The 21,308-nt window shown below is 72.2% G+C and carries 18 protein-coding genes and 3 pseudogenes; 16 read left to right on the top strand and 5 right to left on the bottom strand.

Annotated features, from left to right (window positions below; genetic code table 11):
* The first annotated feature begins 105 nt into the window (after positions 1-105).
* From ACFYTE_RS16240 to ACFYTE_RS16210, 7 genes are read left to right on the top strand one after another with little or no spacing between them, the layout of a single operon-like run.
* On the top strand, positions 106-1,365 hold the full coding sequence (locus tag ACFYTE_RS16240; protein WP_388710022.1) for an acetyl-CoA carboxylase biotin carboxylase subunit family protein: 1,260 nt from the start codon (positions 106-108) through the stop codon (positions 1,363-1,365).
* Positions 1,355-2,140, top strand: coding sequence for an HAD family hydrolase (locus tag ACFYTE_RS16235; RefSeq protein WP_388710020.1), 786 nt, complete (start codon positions 1,355-1,357; stop codon positions 2,138-2,140). Before ACFYTE_RS16240 ends, ACFYTE_RS16235 begins: the two co-directional genes overlap by 11 nt.
* Positions 2,137-3,273, top strand: coding sequence for a hypothetical protein (locus tag ACFYTE_RS16230; protein ID WP_388710018.1), 1,137 nt, complete (start codon positions 2,137-2,139; stop codon positions 3,271-3,273). Before ACFYTE_RS16235 ends, ACFYTE_RS16230 begins: the two co-directional genes overlap by 4 nt.
* Positions 3,270-4,385 carry a pyruvate dehydrogenase (acetyl-transferring) E1 component subunit alpha gene (gene pdhA / locus ACFYTE_RS16225; protein WP_388710016.1) on the top strand — a complete coding sequence of 372 codons (1,116 nt, stop codon included), beginning with the start codon at positions 3,270-3,272 and terminating at the stop codon, positions 4,383-4,385. The genes ACFYTE_RS16230 and pdhA overlap by 4 nt, the downstream gene beginning before the upstream one ends.
* Before the next feature lie 50 nt (positions 4,386-4,435).
* Complete coding sequence (locus ACFYTE_RS16220; protein WP_388710168.1) at positions 4,436-5,419, top strand: alpha-ketoacid dehydrogenase subunit beta; 984 nt, start codon at positions 4,436-4,438, stop codon at positions 5,417-5,419.
* Positions 5,416-6,633: a dihydrolipoamide acetyltransferase family protein gene (locus tag ACFYTE_RS16215; protein WP_388710014.1), complete on the top strand. Its 1,218-nt coding sequence runs from the start codon at positions 5,416-5,418 to the stop codon at positions 6,631-6,633. The genes ACFYTE_RS16220 and ACFYTE_RS16215 overlap by 4 nt, the downstream gene beginning before the upstream one ends.
* 31 nt (positions 6,634-6,664) lie before the next feature.
* A complete protein-coding gene (locus ACFYTE_RS16210; protein WP_388710012.1) occupies positions 6,665-7,669 on the top strand; it encodes an NAD-dependent epimerase/dehydratase family protein in 1,005 nt (334 codons plus the stop codon).
* A gap of 256 nt (positions 7,670-7,925) precedes the next feature.
* On the opposite strand, the gene ACFYTE_RS16205 is transcribed toward ACFYTE_RS16210, so the two are convergent.
* On the bottom strand, positions 7,926-8,759 hold the full coding sequence (locus tag ACFYTE_RS16205) for a pentapeptide repeat-containing protein (RefSeq protein WP_388710010.1): 834 nt from the start codon (positions 8,757-8,759) through the stop codon (positions 7,926-7,928).
* Positions 8,760-9,229: 470 nt separating this feature from the next.
* Here ACFYTE_RS16205 and ACFYTE_RS16200 point away from each other — a divergent pair, with 470 nt between their 5' ends.
* The 6 genes from ACFYTE_RS16200 to ACFYTE_RS16175 all read left to right on the top strand — a co-directional run bounded on the left by ACFYTE_RS16200 (position 9,230) and on the right by ACFYTE_RS16175 (position 17,148).
* Positions 9,230-10,336, top strand: a complete 1,107-nt coding sequence (locus tag ACFYTE_RS16200) for a LacI family DNA-binding transcriptional regulator (RefSeq protein ID WP_388710008.1) — start codon at positions 9,230-9,232, stop codon at positions 10,334-10,336.
* 81 nt (positions 10,337-10,417) lie between these two features.
* A complete protein-coding gene (locus tag ACFYTE_RS16195) occupies positions 10,418-12,016 on the top strand; it encodes an FAD-dependent oxidoreductase (protein ID WP_388710006.1) in 1,599 nt (532 codons plus the stop codon).
* Positions 12,017-12,111: 95 nt separating this feature from the next.
* The gene (locus tag ACFYTE_RS16190; protein WP_388710004.1) at positions 12,112-14,241 is read left to right on the top strand and encodes a hydantoinase/oxoprolinase family protein; all 2,130 of its coding nucleotides are present in this window, start codon (positions 12,112-12,114) and stop codon (positions 14,239-14,241) included.
* Positions 14,238-14,834, top strand: coding sequence for a hypothetical protein (locus ACFYTE_RS16185; protein WP_388710002.1), 597 nt, complete (start codon positions 14,238-14,240; stop codon positions 14,832-14,834). The genes ACFYTE_RS16190 and ACFYTE_RS16185 overlap by 4 nt, the downstream gene beginning before the upstream one ends.
* Positions 14,835-14,837: 3 nt before the next feature.
* The gene (locus ACFYTE_RS16180; protein WP_388710001.1) at positions 14,838-16,118 is read left to right on the top strand and encodes a transporter; all 1,281 of its coding nucleotides are present in this window, start codon (positions 14,838-14,840) and stop codon (positions 16,116-16,118) included.
* A gap of 31 nt (positions 16,119-16,149) precedes the next feature.
* The gene (locus ACFYTE_RS16175) at positions 16,150-17,148 is read left to right on the top strand and encodes a hypothetical protein (protein WP_388710000.1); all 999 of its coding nucleotides are present in this window, start codon (positions 16,150-16,152) and stop codon (positions 17,146-17,148) included.
* A 97-nt stretch (positions 17,149-17,245) separates the two neighbouring features.
* Here ACFYTE_RS16175 and ACFYTE_RS16170 read toward each other — a convergent pair.
* Both ACFYTE_RS16170 and ACFYTE_RS16165 read right to left on the bottom strand, forming a co-directional pair.
* A pseudogene (locus ACFYTE_RS16170) lies at positions 17,246-17,467 on the bottom strand (FeoA domain-containing protein); the annotation flags it as partial.
* A 144-nt stretch (positions 17,468-17,611) separates the two neighbouring features.
* A pseudogene (locus tag ACFYTE_RS16165) lies at positions 17,612-17,877 on the bottom strand (YbhB/YbcL family Raf kinase inhibitor-like protein); the annotation flags it as partial.
* Here ACFYTE_RS16165 and ACFYTE_RS16160 point away from each other — a divergent pair.
* From ACFYTE_RS16160 to ACFYTE_RS16150, 3 genes and pseudogenes are all read left to right on the top strand, one after another.
* Positions 17,845-17,955, top strand: a pseudogene (locus ACFYTE_RS16160) (GntR family transcriptional regulator); the annotation flags it as partial. The pseudogenes ACFYTE_RS16165 and ACFYTE_RS16160 sit on opposite strands and share 33 nt — an antisense overlap.
* Before the next feature lie 216 nt (positions 17,956-18,171).
* Positions 18,172-19,461: an esterase/lipase family protein gene (locus tag ACFYTE_RS16155; protein WP_388709998.1), complete on the top strand. Its 1,290-nt coding sequence runs from the start codon at positions 18,172-18,174 to the stop codon at positions 19,459-19,461.
* A gap of 35 nt (positions 19,462-19,496) precedes the next feature.
* The gene (locus ACFYTE_RS16150) at positions 19,497-20,528 is read left to right on the top strand and encodes an alpha/beta fold hydrolase (protein ID WP_388709997.1); all 1,032 of its coding nucleotides are present in this window, start codon (positions 19,497-19,499) and stop codon (positions 20,526-20,528) included.
* 73 nt (positions 20,529-20,601) lie between these two features.
* On the opposite strand, the gene ACFYTE_RS16145 is transcribed toward ACFYTE_RS16150, so the two are convergent.
* A complete protein-coding gene (locus ACFYTE_RS16145) occupies positions 20,602-20,988 on the bottom strand; it encodes a VOC family protein (RefSeq protein WP_388710167.1) in 387 nt (128 codons plus the stop codon).
* Positions 20,985-21,278, bottom strand: coding sequence for an ArsR/SmtB family transcription factor (locus ACFYTE_RS16140; RefSeq protein ID WP_388709995.1), 294 nt, complete (start codon positions 21,276-21,278; stop codon positions 20,985-20,987). The genes ACFYTE_RS16145 and ACFYTE_RS16140 overlap by 4 nt, the downstream gene beginning before the upstream one ends.
* Positions 21,279-21,308 lie beyond the last annotated feature (30 nt).

The following is a 21,308-nucleotide window of genomic DNA, read 5'->3' as shown; positions in this document are numbered from 1 at the left end:
CCCGCATCGCCCCCACCCACCCGACGTGACCGCCCGTGGCACAGGCGCCGTGCCCGGACACCGCACCCCTGCGCCGAAACCGCCCGGAACACCAGAGGTTGACCCATGAGCCACACACCTGTGCTCCTCGTCGTCTACGACACCGGGAGCCTCGCACCGACCCGGCTCGCGGAGGCCGCGCTGCGCAACGACTGCGCGCTCGTCTTCGTGACGGCAAAGACCGAACACGCCCAGGAAATGATCCCGACCCTGGAGATGGTCGGCTCCGTGGTGAACACGGCGGGCCGCACCGAGGAGGAGACCCTGCGCCGCCTGCGTGAGCTGCGGCCCGCCGGCATCCTCACCTTCAGCGAGTTCCAGATCGCCACCACGGTGCGGCTCGCCGACGCGCTCGGCCTGCCCTACCACCGGTCCGCCGACCTCGCCGCGATCACCCACAAGGACCGGCAGCGGGAGCGCTTCGCCGAGACCGGCGTCGACAGCATCCGGATGCGCACGATCACCCGTCCCGACCAGGCCGCCGACGCGATGGCCCACGTCGGGCTGCCCGCGATCATCAAGCCGGTCGTGGGCGCCTCCAGCCGCAACACGGTCGCCGTGACGACCGCCGAGGAGTGCGAGGCGGCGCTCGCGGCGATGTTCGGCCCGTCGGCGACGGAATCCGCCGGGCCCGCCGAGACCACCGTCATGATGGAGGAACTTCTCATCGGCCGCGCCGCGCCGAGCCCCTGGGGCGACTACATCGCCGTGGACTGCGTCGCGAACGGCGACGACGTCCGGCCCGTCTTCGTCACCAGCAAGTTCGCCCTCGCCGAGCCGTTTCGCGAACGCGGCGGCTACGGCGGCCACTCCGTGGTGCCCGAGGACGAGGTCCGCCAGGTGCGGGACCTGGCGTGCCGCGCCGTGCGGGCGCTCAACATCCACGGCATCGCCGACGTCGAGATCAAGCTCACCGCCTCGGGACCCCGGGTCATCGAGGTCAACGGCCGGCTCGGCGCCTGGGTCGACGACCTCGCCGTACGCTCCGGCACCAGCGACCCCGCCGATGTCGCGGTCCGCGCGGCCCTCGGCCGGCCCTACGAGACCCCGGACGTGAAGAAGGACGGCCCGCTCGCCTTCCACTACCTGATCGTGCCGCCCAAGGGGGCACGGCGGGTGCGGGCGATCCGCACCGTGGGCGCGCTGCGGCGGCTGCCGCACGTGGACCGGGTCTCCGTCCTGACCGAACCCGGGGCCGGGGTGGACTGGCGGATCGGCGCGCGGGCCAACGTGGCCGCCGTCACCGGCTCCACCGCGACCCACCAGGAGCTGGCCGAGACCGTGGCCGCGATCGAGAGCGCCGACTGGATCGACTATGAGTACTGAATCCTCCCGGGCGGTGCCCGATCCGTCGTTCCGGGACACGGCCCTCGACCCCGACCGCGACCGGCCGTCCCCCGACCCCGTCCTCGTGATCTTCGACCTGGACGGTGTCCTGGTCGACACCCAGGACGCCGAGAACGGCGCACTCGCCCACATCGGCGAGCTGATGGGGCTCACCCTCGGCACACAGCAGCGGGACGACCTCTTCTCCGGCAAGAAGATGCAGGAGTGCATCGACCTCATGGAGGCGATGACCCGGACCGCGCCGCCCCCCGACGCCATGGCCCTCGCGCGCGCCAAGTGCGAGCAGCTCATCGGCGAGCGGATGGACCCGATCGACGGTGTCGCCGACACCCTGGAACGGCTGTCCGCGCGCGGCCTCGGCATGTGCGTGGCCTCCAACAGCCCGCGGGAGATCATCGAGCGCCGGCTGGCCAAGGCCGGTGTGCTCCACCACTTCGGCGACCGCCTCTTCTCCGCCTACGACGTCTCGGCCTGGAAGCCCGACCCCAAGCTGTTCCTGTGGGCCGCGGCCGAGTGCGGCGCCGCCGTCGACGACTGCGTCGTCGTCGAGGACAGCCCGGTCGGCGTCGACGCCGCGCTCGGCGCCGGCATGCGGGTGCTCCAGTACGCCGCCGACCCCGCCGTCGGCCCGCACCGCGGGGGCGCCCAGGTCTTCACCTCGATGCGGGAGCTGCCCGGACTGCTCCGCGGCCGGCGGCCGCACACGCCCACCCCGCCTTCCCCTTCCACCGCTCGCCCCGGAGGCACCTCATGAGCAACGACGCACGCAGGGTCATGGTCCTGGGCGCCGGTGACATCGGCCGCCGTGTGTTCCACGAACTGGCGCAGAGCGCACACGACCGCCGGGTGCACCTCGCCGGCAGGGACGAGGAGACGATCCTGCGGGCCGCCAACCTGGCACGGTACTGCGGCCTGCAGCGCGGCTTCTCACCCGCCGTCAGCCACTCGGTGACCGACCTGAGCGATGTCGCCCGCACCGCGGAGCGCATCACCGCGTTCGCCCCGGACGTCATCTTCCTCGCCGCCAGTTACCAGTCGTGGTGGGTGATCTCCACCCTGCCCAAGGACATGTTCCAGCGGTTGTACGCGGCCAACTACGGCCCCTGGCTCCCCATGCACCTCGTCCCCGTGATGAAGGCGATGGAGGCCGTCCGGCTCTCCGGCAGCCAGGCGGTCGTCGTGAACGCCGCCTACCCCGACGCCGTCCACCCGGCGCTGGCCGCCGTGGGTCTCTCACCGGACATCGGCATCGGCAACGTCGCCAACAACGTCCCCGGCATCCAGGCGGTCGTCACGGACACACTCGGCTGCGCCACCGAGGAGGTCGAGGTCAGGCTCGTCGCCCACCACTACGTCTCGCACCGGCTGTCGCGCAGCGGCGACAGCGGCCCCGCCCGGATGGGCCTGGCCGTGCTCCGCGAGGGCCGCGACATCACGGCCGAACTGGACATCCCCGCCCTCCTCGGCCGTCTCCCGCAGGAGTACCGGCGCACCGGCGGCCTCGCCGGGCACACGATGACCGCGGCATCCGCGCTCAGCGTGCTCGAACCCCTCGTGGACGGGCGTGACGCCCTCGTCCACGCGCCGGGCCCGGACGGTGTCCCGGGCGGCTACCCGGTGGCCATCGAGGACGGCAAACTCCGGCTGCGGCTGCCCGAGGGCATGACGACGGAAGAGGCCCTCGCCATCAACGTCTCCGGCCAGGCGGCGGACGGCATCCGCGCCATACGTCCGGACGGCACCGTGGTTTTCGAGCCGGACGCGATGAACATCCTCACCGGCGAACTCGGCTACGCCTGCGACGAGATGCCCCTGTCCGAGGCCGAGGGGCGAGCCCGGGAGATCGCCGAACGGTTCACCGCCTACCGGACGCGAGCGGCACGATGACCGCGCCCGAAACGGCGGGCGGCAGGGCCACGGACCTGCTGCCCGCGGCAGAGCCGCTCAGCCTCATCGACACCGCGGACGGCACCCGACACCTCGACGACCGCGTGCTGCTGACGCTCCACCGGCACCTGGTGTCCGGCCGCCGCTACAACCAGCAGGCCACCGCCCTCACCAAACAGGGCAGGCTGGCCGTCTACCCGTCCACCACCGGACAGGAGGCCGCCGAGGTCGGCGCCGTCCTCGCGCTGCGGGAGCGGGACTGGCTGTTTCCCACCTACCGCGACACCCTCGCGCTGCTGGTGCGCGGCGTCGATCCGGTGCGGGCACTGACCCTGCTGCGCGGCGACTGGCACAGCGGCCACGATCCGCTCGCCCACCGCGTCGCACCGCTGTGCACCCCGCTGGCCACCCAGCTTCCGCACGCGGTGGGACTCGCCCGGGCCGCCAAGCTGCGGGGCGAGCCCCTGGCGGTGCTGGCGATGGCCGGGGACGGCGCCACCAGCGAGGGCGACTTCCACGAGGCCCTCAACTTCGCCGCCGTATGGCAGGCACCGGTGGTCTTCCTCGTGCAGAACAACGGGTACGCCATCTCCGTGCCGCTCGCCAAGCAGACCGCCGCGCCCACACTCGCCCACAAGGCCATCGGGTACGGCATGCCGGGCGTCCTGGTCGACGGCAATGACGCGGCGGCCGTCTTCGACGTGGTCCGCGAGGCCACGGACCGGGCACGCGACGGGGCAGGGCCCACCCTCGTGGAGGCCCGGACCTATCGCATCGACGCGCACACCAACGCCGACGACGCCACCCGCTACCGGACGGCCGACGAGGTCGAAGCCTGGCGGCGCCGCGACCCCGTCGAACGGATGGAGCGGCACCTGCGGGCGCGCAACCTGCTGGACGACACGCTGGCGAAGGAGATCGCCGAGGAGGCCGAGGCCATGGCGCACACGCTGCGCACCGCACTCACGGGTGACGCGCGGCCCGACCCGCTGAGCCTGTTCGACCATGTCTACCGGCGGCCCACGCCCCAGCTGCGCGAGCAACGCGCCCTGCTGGAACGGGAGATCCGGGCCGCCGCCGAGCCGGCCTCGGCCGGGGAGGTGACCCCGTGACCACCGTGACCGAGCACCGGCGGAGTACCGGGACGACGAGCGAACTGACCATGGCGCGGGCGCTCAACCAGGCCCTGCATGACGCCCTTCAGGCGGACGACAGGGTTCATCTCACCGGCGAGGACATCGGCGCGCTCGGCGGGGTGTTCCGTATCACCGACGGCCTCGTCGCGCGGTTCGGCGAGGACCGGGTCAGCGACACCCCGCTCGCCGAGGCCGGCATCCTCGGCACCGCCGTGGGCATGGCGATGTACGGGCTGCGGCCCGTCGTGGAGATGCAGTTCGACGCGTTCGCCCACCCCGCCTTCGAACAACTCGTCGGCCACGTCGCCAAGATGCGCAACCGCACCCGGGGCGCGTTGCCGATGCCGCTGACCATCCGGATCCCCTACGGCGGAGGCATCGGAGGCGTCGAGCACCACAGCGACGCCTCCGAGGCGTACTACGTCCACACACCGGGCCTGCACGTGGTGGCCCCGGCCACCCCGGCCGACGCCTACGGGCTGCTGCGCACCGCGATCGCCTCGGACGACCCCGTGGTGTTCCTGGAGCCCAAGCGCCTGTACTGGTCCAAGGGCCCGGTCGACCCGGCGGCGCCGCTGCCCGAGCTGGGCGCCGCCACGGTCCGGCGCTGCGGCACCACCGCCACACTGATCTCGTACGGATCCGGTGTGGCGGTCTGCCTGGAGGCCGCCGAAGCCGCGCGGGCCGAGGGCTGGGACCTCGAAGTGGTCGACCTGCGCTCCCTCGTGCCCTTCGACGACGACACGGTGTGCGCGTCGGTGCGGCGCACCGGGCGGGCCGTCGTCGTCCATGAGGCACCGGGCTTCGGCGGATTCGGCGCCGAGATCGCGGCCCGGACCACCGAGCGGTGCTTCCACCATCTGGAAGCGCCGGTCCTGCGCGTCACCGGCCTCGACATCCCGTATCCGCCGCCCATGCTGGAGCGTCACCACCTGCCGGACACCGACCGGATCCTCGACGCCGTGGCACGGTTGCAGTGGGAGGCCGACTGGCGGGAGGGCACCGTATGAGCGCGCCGAAGGCGGGGGTGGGGGACACGAACGTGCGGGAGTTCGCCCTTCCGGACCTCGGGGAGGGCCTGACCGAGGCGCAGATCGTACGGTGGCTGGTGGCCGTCGGCGACAGTGTCGCGGTCGACCAGCCGGTCGCGGAGGTCGAGACGGCCAAGGCGGTCGTCGAGGTGCCCACTCCCTACGCCGGTGTCGTCACCCGGCTCTGCGGCGCGGAGGGCGACACGGTCGGGGTCGGTGCCCCGCTGGTGACCGTCGGCGACGGAACCCCGCCCAAGCCGCCCGCCCGCTCCGGCAACGTCCTCGTGGGGTACGGGACGTCACCCGCACCGCAGCGGCGCAGGGCACGGGTGACCGGCCCGCAGGCCCGTACGGAGAACGCCCCGGCCGAGACACCTCGGGTGATCTCCCCGGTGGTCCGCCGACTGGCCAGGGAACGCGGCGTCGACCTGAGTTCCGTTTCCGGCACGGGACCGCACGGGCTGATCCTGCGGGCGGACGTGGAGCGGGCATCCGAGGAGGGCGTTCGCATTCCGCTGACGGGCCTGCGCCGGACGGTCGCGGACAAGCTGGCCCACAGCCACCGGGAGATCCCCGCCGCGGCCTGCTGGGTCGACGTGGACGCCACGCGGCTCCTTGAGGCGCGGCGGCAGCTGTCCGACCGCGGGGCCGGCGCGCCGCGCATCCCCCTGTTCGCGTTCCTCGCCCGCATCTGCACCGTGGCGCTGCGTCAGTTCCCGGAACTGAACGCCACCGTCGACACCGAACGTCAGGACATCGTCCGGTTCTCCGCGGTCCACCTCGGGTTCGCGGCGCAGACGGACCGCGGCCTGGTGGTGCCCGTCATCAAGGACGCCCACCGGCTGACCCTGGTGGAACTCGCGGCGGAGGCCGGACGGCTCACCACCGCCGCGCGGGAGGGCCGGCTCACCCCGGACGAAGTCACCGGATCGACCTTCACCCTCAACAACTACGGGGTGTTCGGCGTCGACGGCGCGACGCCGCTCCTCAACCACCCCGAGGCGGGGATGCTCGGCGTGGGCCGGATCATCCCCCGGGTGTGGGCGGTCGAGGGCCGGCCGGAGGTCCGCCATGTGGGCCAGTTCTCCTGCACGTTCGACCACAGGGTCTGTGACGGCGGTGCCGCCGCGGGCTTCCTGCGTCGCGTGGCCGACCTGGTCGAAGAGCCGCTGACGCTGCTCGGACACGTATGACGGAAGTGATCCCCGAAGGAAAGGCGAAGCGATGACGACGAGGCTGCTCCTGGTCGGCGGGACCGACTTCGCGGGCCGCGCGGTGGCCGAGACCGCGCGGGACCGCGGTTGGGAGGTCACCGTCTTCCACCGGGGCGAGCACCCGCCGCCGCCCGGTGTGACGGTGCTGAACGGCGACCGCACGGCCGAGGGCGGCCTTGCCGCCCTGGCCGCCGGGGAGTGGGACGCCGCCGTCGACACCTGGTCGGGCGCCCCGGTCGCGGTCCGTGACGTCGCCCGTCTGCTCGCCGGGCGGGTCGGACGGTACGCCTATGTGTCGAGCCGTTCGGTGTACGCCTGGCCCGCTCCGGCGGGCCTCGACGAGGACGGACCCCTCGCCGACGGGGACCCGGACGCCGAGGCAACCGACTTCGCCGCCGGCAAACGCGGCGCCGAACGCGCCGTGCTCAGGGAGTTCGGCGCGCACCGGACACTCCTGGTGCGGCCCGGACTGATCCTCGGGCCGAGGGAGAACGCGGGCCGCCTGCCGTGGTGGCTGCGCCGCATCGCCCGCGGCGGCCCCGTCCTCGCCCCGGGCCCGCGGGACAACCCGCTGCAGTACGTCGACGCACGGGACCTGGCGGCCTGGATCGTCGACGCCCTGACGGCCGGGCTGCACGGCCCGTACAACACGGTGGGGCCGGCGGGCGGGACCACCATGGGCGAACTGCTCGACACCTGCGTCCGCTGCGTCGGCTCCGACGCACAGCTGCTGTGGACCGCCCCGGAGACGATCGCCGACGCGGGCATCGCCGCGTGGACGGATCTCCCGATCTGGGCACCGCCGGGCAGCGAACTGCACGGCGCGGTCCATGGCGGCGACGTGACCAAGGCCCTCGCCACGGGCCTGCGGTGCCGTCCGGTCACCGAGACGGTGGCCGACACCTGGGCCCATCTGCGGTCGCTTCCCGGCGCCGGGGACCCGCCCGAGTCCGGTCTCAGCCCCGAACGTGAGGCCAGAGCGCTGGACCTGCGGCCCCCTGAACCATCCGCGTAACCGACACACACCGCTTCACAAGGCCTTCCGGCCGGCACAGCTCCGTCTCCGCGGCCAAGAACGCGTGAGCGTCCGCTGCCACGGGAAGCGGCCTTCGGTAACCGTGACCGCGGCCACTGGCCCGCACCGAACCGGTGGCCCCGGCCGGACCCCACTGCGGCGACGGCCGGGAACGGTGCGGGCCCGGTCGGGAGGACGGACTTCGGCCTCGGCCGGGCCCCGGGGCAGCCCGGTGACGAAGACGTGCATCACATACTCACCCAGCGGCGTTCGTCGCCTGTGAGCGCGGTGGCTGTGTCGTCCTGCTCGCCATGTCGTCGGGCAGATCCCCTTCGGGGCGACGCACACCCGCAAGGTTCGTGTCGTTCCATGTGACCTCGGCCAGGTATGCGCCTTCCAGGTTCGCTCCGGCCATGTCCACCCCGCTCAAGTCCGCGCCGGTCAGGTCCGCGTCCCGGAGGTCGGCCTGTTCGACGTAGGCGTGCGCCAGATCCGCACCGGCCATGACGGCGTTCTTCAGGTCGGCTTTCGATGCGTTCGCGTGGGAGAGATCTGCCCCGGTCAGATTTGTTCCGTGCAGCACGGCCTGCTCCAGACGCGCACCGGAAAGAACGGCCTTCTCGGCGTTTCCGCCGGAGATGACCGTTTCTCTGAGGTCCGCGTTGGTCAGATTCATCCCTTCGAGCTTGGCCTCTTCGAGGCGGGCGCCTCTGAGGTCGATGACGGCGTTTCCGTCGTGGGAGGGGTTGCGGTTCCCGAGCGCGTAGAGGGCCGCCTGGATGTCCGGGGACTTCTCCGTGGTCTTCAGGTTCTTGGTGGCGCGGTCGCGGATGTACTTGGACAACATGTCGATGACCGCGGGCTGCATTCGAGGAGAGTCCGTCATGATGCTCTGCATGGAGTAGATGGCCCCCCTGCGCACATCCATGGAGTCGTCGACCAGCTTCTCCACGGCGGTGTCGTACCGTTCGGCTATCTGTCCCTGCTCGGATATGGTCAATTCATCCGATACCTGGGCGACGGAAATCCAGGTGAAGATCAGTGCGGCGACCGCTGCCAGTGCGGGGAGCGTCGTTGCGAAGAGGTTCACCCAGTGGTTCAGGCCCGCCGCTTGCTCGGCAGGAGCGCCGACGGCCCGGTGGCCGCTGGATCGTTCGGGCGCCCCCCGCCGGTGTCCCGGGCGATGTGCCCCGAGTGGTGGCCGGAGCCGACCGGGCCCGTCGCGGCGTCCCGACCGGCCTCGGCGGGCGACGATCCGGCGCAGCTGTCGGCTGCGTGCTCCCGCGCGGGGTGTGCCTCTGCTCATGGCTGCTATTTGAGCCGGTGCCCAGCGCAAAGCAAAAGGCGGCTTGCCGGAGCGCCGCCGCAAGCCCGGCCGCCGCTGCGCACATGTCACCGGTGACGGCGTCGGTACGGCCCGGCTCACGCAGGGACCTCAAGCCGCCGGCCGGCCCGAAAAGCTGCCTCTGTCGCGGGGCTTGACTTGAAACCGCCGGTCCCTCACAGTGCTCGTTAATGCGTATTACCTAATACGCATTAACAGCTATGAGGAGGAGCGGCGTGGCCAAGGAAGTCGCGGGACGTGCCCGGCCGGGGCGGGCCCCTGTGCCGCCGGGACGGCGCTCCCGTCCCCGGCAGGCCGAGGTGGCCCAACTGGCCGGTGTGTCGCAGGCGACGGTGTCCCTCGTGCTGTCGGGACGGGACGAGGCGACGGCGCGGCCGATCTCGGCGGAGACCCGCAGAAAGGTCCTCCAGGCCGCGCAGAGCCTCGGCTACGTGCCCGATCCGGCCGCCCGCCGGCTCGCCGCCGCCCGCAACAACCTGCTCGGCGTGTTCAGCTTCACCGCGACCTTCCCGACCGATGTCCGCCACTCGTACTACCCCTTCCTGGTGGGCGTGGAGCAGGAGGCCGCCGCACAGGGCTACGACCTGGTCCTGTTCACCGGCTCCAGCGCGGGCGGCGCCGACGCGGCCGGCGCGGGCGCGCTCAACCGGGTACGGCTGGCGGACGGTTGTCTCTTCCTGGGCCGGCACGCTCCCGCGCAGGAACTCGCGCGGCTCGTGCGGGACGGCTTCCCGGTCGTCCATCTCGGCCGCCGCGAGGACACCGACAAGGTGGCCTGGGTGGGAGCCGACTACGTGAGCGCCAGCCGGGACGTCGTCACCGCCCTCGCCGAGGCCGGCCATCGGCGCGTCGTGCTGGTGCGCGAGGACGACGACGCACCGGCCTCCGCCGACCGCGAGCGCGGCTTCCTGGACGGACTGCGGGCCGCGGGCCTGCCCGCCGGGCCGCGGACCGTCTTCCGCTCGGCCGATCCGGCCTCCGAGGTCACCGCCGCGCGGATTCGCGCCTGGCGCAAGGACGGGGTGACCGCGTTCGTCGCCGAGGAGACCGACACCGGTGACGCCTGGCGCGCCCTGCGCACCGCCGTCGCCGAGGCGGGCCTCAGCTGCCCCGGCGACGTGTCCCTGGCGGTCCTGGGCAGCCCGCCGCCGGACCTGGCGAGCGAGCCCGTACCGATGGGGTTCGACATCCCACGGGCGAGGCTGGGCGCCGAAGCCGTCCGGCTGCTGTCCGCCCTCATCGCGGGCGAGCCGACCGAAAGCACGCTCGTCGCCTGCACGTTCAGGGTCGGCGTCAGCGCCGGTCCGCCGGGCGCCGACTGAGTACCGCCGAGCCACCGAGCGAACCTCGCAACCGACCGGCCGCACCCGGGCCGGTCACCTCGAAGACCAGCAAGGAGAAGCGTGATACCGGAAGCCGACATCCTCATCGTGGGCGGTGGGCTCGGCGGCGTCGCCGCCGCGCTCGCGGCCTGCAGGGCCGGATGCAGCGTCGTGATGACCGAGGAGACGGACTGGATCGGGGGCCAGCTCACCAGCCAGGCCGTGCCCCCGGACGAGCATCCGTGGGTGGAGCAGTTCGGCGTCACCGCCACCTACCGGCAACTGCGCGAGGCGATCCGCGCCTACTACCGCCAGTGGTACCCGCTGCGCGCCGAGGCGCGGGCGGTGGCGGAACTCAACCCCGGTGCCGGTCGGGTGAGCAAGCTGTGCCACGAACCCCGGGTGGCGCTGGCCGTGTTGGAGGGCATGCTCGCCCCGCACCGGGCGGCCGGACGCCTGACCGTCCTGACCGAGCACCGGCCGGTCGCAGCCGAGTCCGACAACGATGTCGTACGGTCGGTCACCGTGCGGGACCTGCGCGACGGCACCCGCCGCACGCTGACCGCCCGTTACGTCCTGGACGCCACCGAGACCGGCGAACTGCTGCATCTCGCCGGCGTCGAACACGCCACCGGCGCCGAGTCACGAGCCGAGTTCGACGAGCCGCACGCTCCGGAGGCCGCGCAGCCCCTCAACCAGCAGGGCATCACCGTCTGCTTCGCGCTCTCCCACCACCAGGGCGAGGACCACACGATCGACCGGCCCGCCGACTACGACTTCTGGCGGGCGTACCGGCCCGAGTTCTGGCCCGGCCCGCTGCTCGGGTTCCAGGCACCCGATCCGCGCACCCTGGAACCCGTCGGACGCACCTTCCGGCCCAACCCCGACATCGACCCGCTCGCCGTCACCGCCGACCAGAGCGCAGACGCGGGCGACAAGGAGCTGTGGGGATTCCGCCGCATCCTGGCCCGGGGCCTGCACGCACCGGGCGCGTTCGAGTCGGACATCACGCTGGTGAACTGGCCGCTCAACGACTACTGGCTCAAGCCCTACATCGGCGAAGAGACCGAAGCCCTCCACGGGGCACGTGAGTTGTCGCTGTCGCTGCTGTACTGGCTGCAGACCGAGGCCCCCCGCCCCGACGGCGGCACCGGCTTCCCCGGGCTGCGGCTGCGCCCCGACGTCACCGGCACCACCGACGGCCTCGCCAAGGCCGCGTACGTGCGCGAGTCGCGGCGCATCAAGGCCGTCACCACCATCACCGAACACGACGTCGCCATCGACCTGGTCGGCCCCCGCGGGGGCACCCGCCACCGCGACTCCGTGGGCGTCGGCGGCTACCGCATCGACCTGCACCCCTCCACCGGCGGCGACTCCTACATCGACATCGGCTCGGTCCCCTTCGAGATCCCGCTCGGCGCGCTCCTGCCGCGCCGCATGCGCAACCTGCTGCCGGCCGGCAAGAACATCGGCACCACCCACATCACCAACGGCTGCTACCGACTGCACCCGGTGGAGTGGAACGTCGGCGAGGTCGCCGGCGCCCTGGCCGGCTACTGCGTCGCCGAGAACGTCGAGCCGCACCAAGTGCAGTCCGAGGACAAGCGGTTGGAGGACTTCGGCCGGCTGCTCGACCGCGCGGGCGTGCAACGTCACTGGCCCGACGTCAGAGGCTACTGAACCACCCCCGCGCGGCCCGGAGTCGGGCGGGGCAGCACCACCTGCCCCGCCCCGCCGCCCGCGTGGACCGACCCAGCACAAGGAGGTGCCCGGACATGACCACCCACCGCATCCGCGTCGGCATCGACGTGGGCGGAACCTTCACCGACGCCGTGGCCGTCGACGCCACGACGCTCCAACTCGTGGGCCAGGTGAAAGTGCCCACGAGTCACCACCACGAGGACGGCGTCGCCCACGGCATCGTCGAAGCGCTCGACCGGCTCCTGCGACAGACCGGCCACGCACCCGCCGATGTCACCTTCCTCGCGCACGGCACGACCCAGGCTACCAACGCCCTGCTGGAGGGCGACGTCGCCACCGTGGGCCTGCTCGGCATCGGTACGGGACCGGCGGCCTTCCTCACCCGCCGCCTCGCCTCCCTAGCCAAGCTCGAACTCACCCCCGGCAAACGGCTTCCCCTGCTGTACGCGCACGTGCCCGACCCCGACGACGAACACGCCGTACACGCGGCGGTCGAGCAGCTGAAGGACGTCGGCGCACAAGCACTCGTGGCCAGCGAGCCGTTCGGCGTGGATCGACCCGAGGGTGAGCAGGCCGTCGCCGCGGCCGGACGCGCCGCCGGGCTGCCGACGACGGCCGCGCACGACATCACCTCCCTGTACGGGCTGCGCAAGCGCACCCGCACCGCCGTCGTCAACGCCGCGATCCTGCCGCGCATGCTGGCCACCGCCGACCTCGTCGACTCCTCCATCACCAAAGCGGGCGTCACCGCGCCGCTGATGGTGATGCGCTGCGACGGGGGCGTGATGTCGCTCGACGAGATGCGCCGCCGCCCCCTGCTGACCGTGCTGTCGGGGCCGGCCGCGGGCGTCGCCGGCGCCCTGATGCAAGAACGCGTCAGCGAGGGCGTGTTCCTGGAGACCGGCGGCACCTCGACCGACATCAGCGTCGTCCGCCGCGGCAAGGTCGCCGTACGGCACGCCACCATCCTCGGCCGCACCTCCTACCTCAACGCCCTGGACGTGCGCACCGTAGGCATCGGAGGCGGCTCCATGGTCCGCCTCGGAGGCGGCCGGATCACCGGGGTCGGCCCGCGCAGTGCCCACATCGCGGGCCTGCCGTACGCCTGCTTCGCCACACCCGACGACCTGCGGGGCGCCACGCTGGCCACGGTGCGCCCGATGCCCGGCGACGCCGCCGACCACGCGGTGCTCGACGCCGCGGGCGGACGGTTCGCGATCACCATGACCTGCGCCGCCAACGCCCTCGGACGGGTACCGGAAGGCGACTTCGCGCACGCCGACCCCGAGGCGGCGTGCGCCGCCCTCGCCCCGCTCGCCGCCGCACTCGGCGTCGACGTGGCCACCGCCGCCACCCGGATCCTGGACGCGGGCACCGCCCAGGTGAAGACCGTGGTGGACACCCTGATGCGCGAGTACCGACTGGACGCGGACGCCGCGGTCCTGGTCGGCGGCGGGGGCGGCGCGGCCTCCGTCACCCCGCACCTGGCCGCGGTCACCGGCATGCGGGGCCGGATCGCCGCGCACAGCGAGGTCATCAGCCCGATCGGCGTCGCCCTCGCCCTGGTCCGCGAACAGGTGGAGCGGATCGTGCCCGGGGCGACCCAGGAACAGATCCTGGCCGTACGCGCGGAAGCCGAGCAGGCCGTCATCGCCCAGGGCGCCGCCGCCGACGGCGTGGAGGTCGAGGTCACCGTGGACGCGCAGACCCATGCCGTGCGCGCCGTCGCCACCGGAGCCACCGAACTGCGCACCCAGGACCGCGCCCACCGGGCCGACGAGAGCGAACGCCTGCGCCTGGCCGCGGCCAGCCTCAAGACCGAACCCTCCCGTGTCCAGGTCCTCGCCGGCACCCCCGCGCACACCGTCTACGGCGCCGACACCCCCCGCCGGTTCCGCCCCGACCGGCATCCGGTGCGGATCGTGGACGCCGACGGCGTCGTACGCCATCACGCCGCCGACGCCACGGTGGCCGCCACCACCGTCGGACAGGCACCCGAGGTCCTGGCCCGCCTGGTCGCCGAGTCGACCTCCTACGGCGACGGCGGAGTGCGCGCCCCCGCCGTCCGCCTGCTGCTGGGCTCGCGCATCGCCGACCTCTCCGGCGTGCTGGACCCGCAGCCGCTGCTCGCCCTCGCCCGCAGCGAACTGCGCTCCAGGGCCGCCGACGAACCCGTCGTCGCCGTCCTGGAGGCACGGGCATGACCGCCCCCGCAGCCGGCCCGGACCTCGCGCGGACCGACGACATCGAGTGGGCCGTACGACTGCTGGCCGCCACCCCCACCCACGAGGGCCGCGACCCCCTGCTGCTGCGCCGCTGGGCCCTGGCCGCCGACGCGTTCGGTTCCGCTCTCACCCCCGTCGCGTGCACCGCCCGCGTCGTCGAACGCGACGGCGGGCTCGCGCAGGGGCTGCTCGCCCGCTACCGCTCACGACCCCCGACGGTCGAGCTGTACACCGACACCCTCGCCCTCGCCGAGCGCGTCGTCGACGAACGCGGCTGGCGCGCCTGGTACCCGCCGGGCTCGGTGCGGGCCGCCGCCCTCGCCCACGAGGCCGTGCACGCCCACCTCCACCACGGCCCGGCACGGGCCGCCCTCAAACGCAGCCTCGGCCACACCGCGCTGCGGCTGGGCCGCTGGCAGGTGCCCGGCCATGTCGCCGGCGCCGAGGAGGTCGCCGCGCACGCCTACGCCCGCACCGTGTGCGGCCTCGGCCGCAGCCCCCTGCTCCTGACCGCCGCGCTGGCCGCCGTGACCGGCGACGACCGTGCCCGCCCCGCAAGAAGAGAGAACTGACCCATGGGTGTCGTCATCCTCGTCGTCATGGCGGCCGGTGTCGCCGCGATGCTCACCCGCAGAATTCCCACGGCCTTCGCCCTGGTGATCCTCGCCGTGGCCATCGCCTTCCTGGCCGGCGCGCCGCTCACCGGCAAGAACAGCGTCCTGGACACGGTGCTCCAGGAGGGCGCACCGGCGCTGGCCGCGACCATGGTCGCGATCATCCTCGGCTCCTGGCTCGGCCGGCTCCTCGACGAGACCGGCATCGCCGGGACCCTCGTCCGCAAGATCGTGGAGTTCGGCGGCGACCGGCCCACCGTCGTCGCCCTCGGCGTCCTCGCCGTCTCCGCGCTCGTCGGCACCGTGACGGGCTCGGCGCCCGCGGCCATGCTCGCCGGCATCATCGGCATCCCCGCGATGATCGCCGTGGGCGTGCCCAAGGTGACCGCCGCGGGCACCGTGCTGATGGGCATCGCCGTCGGCGCCCCCTTCGAACTGCCCGTGTGGCAGTTCTTCTCCACCGCGCTGAACCTGCCGATCCCCACCGTGCGCGGTTTTATGGTGAAACTGTTTCCGTTCGCGCTGGCCGCGGCCCTCGCCTACGTGGTGATCGAAACCCGTCGCCGCGGCACCGAGCACGCCTGGTCCCTGAAGTCGGTGCCTGCGCGCCCCCGTTCACGCCGGGAACAGCTCGGCGACGCCCCCTGGTACGCGCTGCTCGCCCCGCTGGTGCCGCTGGTCCTCGCCCTCGGTCTGGAGGTGGCCATCGTCCCCTCACTGCTGGCGGGCGTCGGCTACGCCCTGGTGACCACGACGAAACCGCAGGAGATGAACAAGCGGCTGCTGCGCACCCTGTACGGCGGCTTCGAGGTGGCCGCGCCGCCGATCACCCTGTTCGTCGCCATCGGCATCCTGCTCGCCGCGGTCAAACTCCCCGGCGCCGTCGACGCACTGCAACCCCTGGTCAAGGCGGTCAGCCCGGACAACCCCGTGCTGTTCGTGCTCGTCTTCACCCTGCTGGTGCCGCTGTGCCTGTACCGCGGACCGCTGAACGTCTTCGGCCTCGGCGCGGGCATCGCCGGCGTCCTCATCGCCACCGGCATCTACCCGGCCGCCGCCGTGCTCGGCATGGCCACCAGCTACAACCAGGTCTTCGGCGTCGCCGACCCGACCAGCACCCAGACCGTGTGGAGCGCCCAGTACGCCGGCGTCACCCCGCAACAGGTCATGCTCCGCACCCTGCCCTACGTATGGGCAGTCGCCCTCGGCGGTCTGTGCGTCACCGCCGCGCTGTACCTCTGACCCGATCCCTTCCGCACCCGATGGAGCCGACATGCACGAGCCGCACCTCGACCGCCGTCTCTTCCTGAAGGGCACCGTCGCCACGGGCGCCACCCTGGCCCTCGGCACCGCCGCCGCACCCACGGCGACGGCCGCACCCGCAGGCTTCCCCGACTACACCTACGTCCGCACCCTGCTGACGCCGTCGAAGCTCTCCTACAACCCCACCGGCGAGATCATCTTCCCCACCGTCCGCGGCGTCTACGACAAGCTGGCCACGCGGCTGGGCCGCTACTACCTCTACTACGCCCCGCACGACGCCCCGGGCGGCATCTGCCTCGCCTACGGCGACTCCCTCGAAGGCCCGTTCACCGAGTACCCGAACAATCCGATCGTCGCCAACAAGTGGCAGCCGCACTACTCCGTCAGCCATGTCTCCTCACCCCACGTGCTGTGGAACGCCGACGCGAAGGAACTGTGGCTGTACTTCCACGGCGAGAACACCACCACCCGCCTCGCCCGCTCGACCGACGGCATCCACTTCACCTACGACAAGGTGGTCCTGTCGACGTCGATGCTGCCCGCGGGCACCACGGAGACGTCGTACGCCCGTGTCTTCCGCCACGACCTGCCCTCCCGGGGCGCCCGCTACGTCATGGTCTTCATGCTCAACAACACCACCAACCACCGTGACATCCACTGGGGTTGGTCCCCCGACGGACGTAACTGGACTTTCGACCAGAAGCCGCTCATCCGGCACGGCGACGTCGGCGCGGTCAACGTCGGCGGCCCGCATCTGCTCCACCGCAACAACTCGACCTACGTCGTCTACAACAAGGACAAGCAGAGCGGCGGGGACATCATGATCACCGAGGTCGGCAACGACTTCACCCTCCGCAACCACCTCGGCGTCTTCTACAACTCCCGTTCCTCGGCCCCGGAGAACGGCCGCGCCGCCGCGCCCAGCTTCGGCACCGACCACGGAGTCCCCTACATGATCTACGAGGCAGGCGAACGCCTCGCCGGCTCCATAGCGCTGGCCCGCGCCTGAACGACCGTCCGGCGATTGCCTGCGCCGCCGACGGGGACGGCCCTCGACCGCGAGCCTGGACGAGGGCCGTCCGCAGGGCTATGGGGGCGCGATCGGGTCAGGGCCTGGCCAGGAAGACGTGCGCGGCGGTCCGCGTGGACAGTTCGGCGGCCCTTGTGCCGCTGCCGACCGTCACGCCGCCGGGCGACGGCGTCACGTTCACCGTCGCGCCGGGCCGCACCCCCGCGTGCCGCAGCGTGTACATCAGCCGGGAGTCGGTCTGGGCCGGCTCCCCGATGCGCCGTACGAACGCGGTCGCGCCGTTCGGACCGGGCCTGAGGTCGCTCACTTCGCGAGCCGGCGCTTGCGCATCACGCGCGTGGCGATGGGGGCGGCCCCGCTCCATCAGTTCAAGGTGCCGGTCGCCCGCGACGTGCAGCGGTCCGTCGCGCTCCGTGCGGGCGACGGTCTGACATGCGGTGCGTCAGGCGGGGGTTTCAGCGGTGGCGGTCAGGACCGCGCGGCCGAGGATGTGGCCGGCCATGGTGCGGCGCCGATGCAGCGGGCCGCGCGGGCGTCGTTGGGTAGTTGGAAGGCGCCCTCGGGCAGGCCCGAGCCGGTGTCGTCGCCGGTGTCCTCGGGCAGTGCGGTGACGGTGGCGGGGAGGTCGGCGACCGCCCAGTGCCAGAACCCGGACCCGGTGGGGGCGTCGGGGTCGTACACGGCGACGGACTCGCCGACCGGCTGCCCAACCGCGGCTTCGCCGTACCGGCCTTCTCCGACCGCCGCCGGCAGGAGGTCGCGGAGGCCCGCCGGACCGTCGAACCAGGCGGAGACCTTCGTCGACACCGTTGAGCACGGGGCGGTCGTCCCGGACGGCATGGGGGGTTACGTCGGCCACCATAGAAGTGGCCTCCTTTATAGGGTCCGCGCATATGCCGTGCCCCGCACCCTTTGCCTAACGTGTGCGCTGCGCGGAGCCAGCCCGGCACAAAACAGAACAAGACAGACAGGGCGGACATGGTGGACAAGGGAGTCCGGAACATGCGGCATGGACGAGGTCATATCGGCTGGTGGCGGCTGATGTTCGCCCTTCTGCTGGCGGTGGTGGCCGGACTACCGGCCGCCGCCGGCACCGCGTCCGCCGCCGCGCCGCCGTCCTACCTCACCCTTGAGGCGAGCTACGGGTCAGGCGTCGTCAAAGGCGGCTGGGAAAGCGTGGAGCGGTATCTCGACACCACCACGGGATTCCGCACCGAGGGCTACCCGTCGGACGGCCGCGGTGACCAGGACGGCCAGCGCGTCACGTACTTCGGCGGCGTCTCCCGCCCGTACTCCGGCCGCTTCCTGCTCTACTCGGCGCCCGGCTGGAACACCGGCACCAGCACCACGCCGATCCTCCTCGTGCACGGCGCGAACGACACCGCGGACCGTGCCTGGGCCAATCCGGGCGAGGCGGGCGGTTACGGCTGCGGCGCCGCCTCCTGCCCGTCCACCGGCCTGATGCAGTACCTGTCCGCGCGCGGCCACCGTGTGTTCGCCGTCGGCTTCGCGCACAAGCAGGGCGACAATCTGATGCAGGCGCAGATCGTCGGCGACGCGATCGCCGTCATCAAGGCGAAGCTGGGCGTCGGCAAGGTCGACCTCGTCGGCTGGAGCAAGGGCGAGATGTCGACCCGCGCATACGTGTCGTCGGTGAAGCCGAGCTGGGGCCGCGCCTACGCCGGTGACGTACGCAAGCTGATCACCGTCGGCGGTCCGAACGGCGGCTACGACTACCCGTACGCCCACGGCTGGGCGCACGACTTCTCCATCTGGCCCGAATGCGGCGGAAAGGTCAACGCCCCCTCCCCGCACTCCCACATGACGTGCTACGGCCTGTACACGGCGCACCCCGAATTCTCGATGACGCCCTCCGGCGGCTACGACAACTACCCCGGTCAACGTCAGATGCTGGCTCGCTGGGACGGGGTGTACGGAGTGGACGGCGCCGCGCAGGACTGGTACACGACGTACTACGGCGGCCAGGGCTTCTACACGGCGGGCAGCGGGATCCAGGCCGCCATCGACGCCGGCTCACTGATCAAGCCGCTGCAGGACGCCGGAGTACCCGCCTCCGTCACGACCTACCTGCTGGCCGGCGGATCCCCGAACGTCCTCGGCATCTTCAACGAGAACCGCGGCCCCAGCGATGGTGTCGTGTTCACCGCCAGCGCGCTCGACACCACCGGCATTCCCACGGTCGGCGGCACCGCCACCGTCGTCGGCGCCAACCACCTCGAACTGGGGTGGAACACCTCGGCCGCCGCCCAGATCGCCACCTGGCTGTCGTGACAAGGACGAAGGGCCGAGGAGACCAAGGACCGCACATGACCACGAGCAGCATCCGCTCCCGCCGCGTACCCACGGAGCGTCTCACCATCCAGATCGAGGAGGTCCGGGACGAGGGCGAACCGGTCGTCCTCGTCCACGGCAACGTCTCCGCCTCCGCGTTCTGGCGCCCCGTTCTCGCCCGGCTCCCGGACCGTTACCGGCCCATCGCGCCGGACCTGCGCGGCTTCGGCGGCACCGACCCGCTGCCCATCGACGCGACACGCGGACTGCGCGACCACACCGACGACCTCGGCGCGCTGCTGGCGGCCCTCGGGATCGACCGGGCGCACCTGGTGGGCTGGTCGATGGGCGGGGGCGTGGTACTGCAGTATCTGCGCGACCACCCGGCCGCGGTGCGCTCGGTGACGCTGGTCAACCCGGTCTCCCCGTACGGCTTCGGCGGCACACACGGGAAGGAGGGAATCCTCAACTCCCAGGACGGTGCGGGCTCCGGCGCGGGCACGGCGAATCCCGAGTTCGTCGCGCGCCTCGCCGAGGGCGACCGCGGCGAGGACTCCCCGCTCTCACCCCGCTCGGTCCTGGCGAACTGCTATGTGAACCCGCCGTGGCGTCCCGAGCACGAGGAGGAGTACGTCACGTCCATGCTGACCACGCGGACCGGCGACGACCACTATCCCGGCGACAGCACCGCGTCCCCCTCCTGGCCGGGTGTCGCACCGGGCACCCGCGGGGTGCTCAACTGCCTTTCCCCGCTTCGTTTCCGCATCGACGACATCCATCTGATCGAGCCCAAGCCGCCGGTGCTGTGGATCCGCGGCGAGAAGGACGTGATCGTCTCGGACACCTCGATGTTCGACCTGGCACACCTGGGCTCGATCGGCGCGGTGCCGGGCTGGGACGGGACCCCCGCCCAGCCGATGGTGACACAGACGCGCCACGTCCTGGACCGCTACGCGGCCGAGGGCGGCACGGTGCGCGAGGTCGCCGTGCCCGGCGCGGGGCACGCGGTGCATCTGGAACGGCCCGAGGAGTTCGGCGCCGCGCTGCTGGAGGTGTTGTCGGCATGACGGTGCGCGGGGCGTGTCCGTACGGCGGCGGACCCACCCGGCTGTGGTGACGCCGCCGCGCGGCCGCGACACCCTACTCGCTGTGCACGATCTGGATCAGGTTGCCGCAGGTGTCGTCGAAGACCGCGGTGGTGACCGTGCCCATTTCCAGCGGCTCCTGGGTGAAGCGCACCCCGAGTGCGCGCAGCCGGTCGTACTCCGCCGGTACGTCGTCCACGGCGAAGGAGGTGGCCGGGATGCCGTCCTGGACGAGAGCCGCCCGGTACGGCCGCACCGCGGGATGGCCGGAGGGCTCAAGCAGCAGTTCGGTCCCGGTGGGGTTTTCCGGTGAGACCACGGTCAGCCACCGGTCCTCGCCCAGCGGGACATCGTGCTTCTTTTCAAAGCCCAGCACGTCGGTGTAGAAACGCAGGGCCTTCTCCTGGTCATCGACGAAAACACTGGACAGGTGGATCTTCATGGGCTGTTCTCCGGTGTGTCGGGCCTGAGCCATCGGGTCACGATGCGCTCCAGCGGCTCGGTGTTCAGGTCGTGGAACTTGTAGCGGCCCTGGCGCCGTGACATGACCAGACCCGCGGATTCCAGTACGGCCAGATGCTGACTGATCGCTTGGCGTGACAGCCCCAAGCCGTGCTTGGCCGCCAGCCGAGCGCATATCTCGAAGAGGGTCTGGCCGTCCCGTTCCACCAGTTCATCAAGGATGCACCGACGGGTGGGGTCGGCCAACGCCTTGAAGACATCGTCCGCCACGACCACGAGCATAGGCAAGTGGTGACTTGC

The sequence above is a fragment of the Streptomyces sp. NPDC004629 genome, assembly GCF_042873595.1.
Lineage (GTDB): Bacteria > Actinomycetota > Actinomycetes > Streptomycetales > Streptomycetaceae > Streptomyces.
The sequence above is the reverse complement of the archived record's forward strand: the minus strand, read 5'-3'. Positions and strand labels throughout refer to the sequence as shown.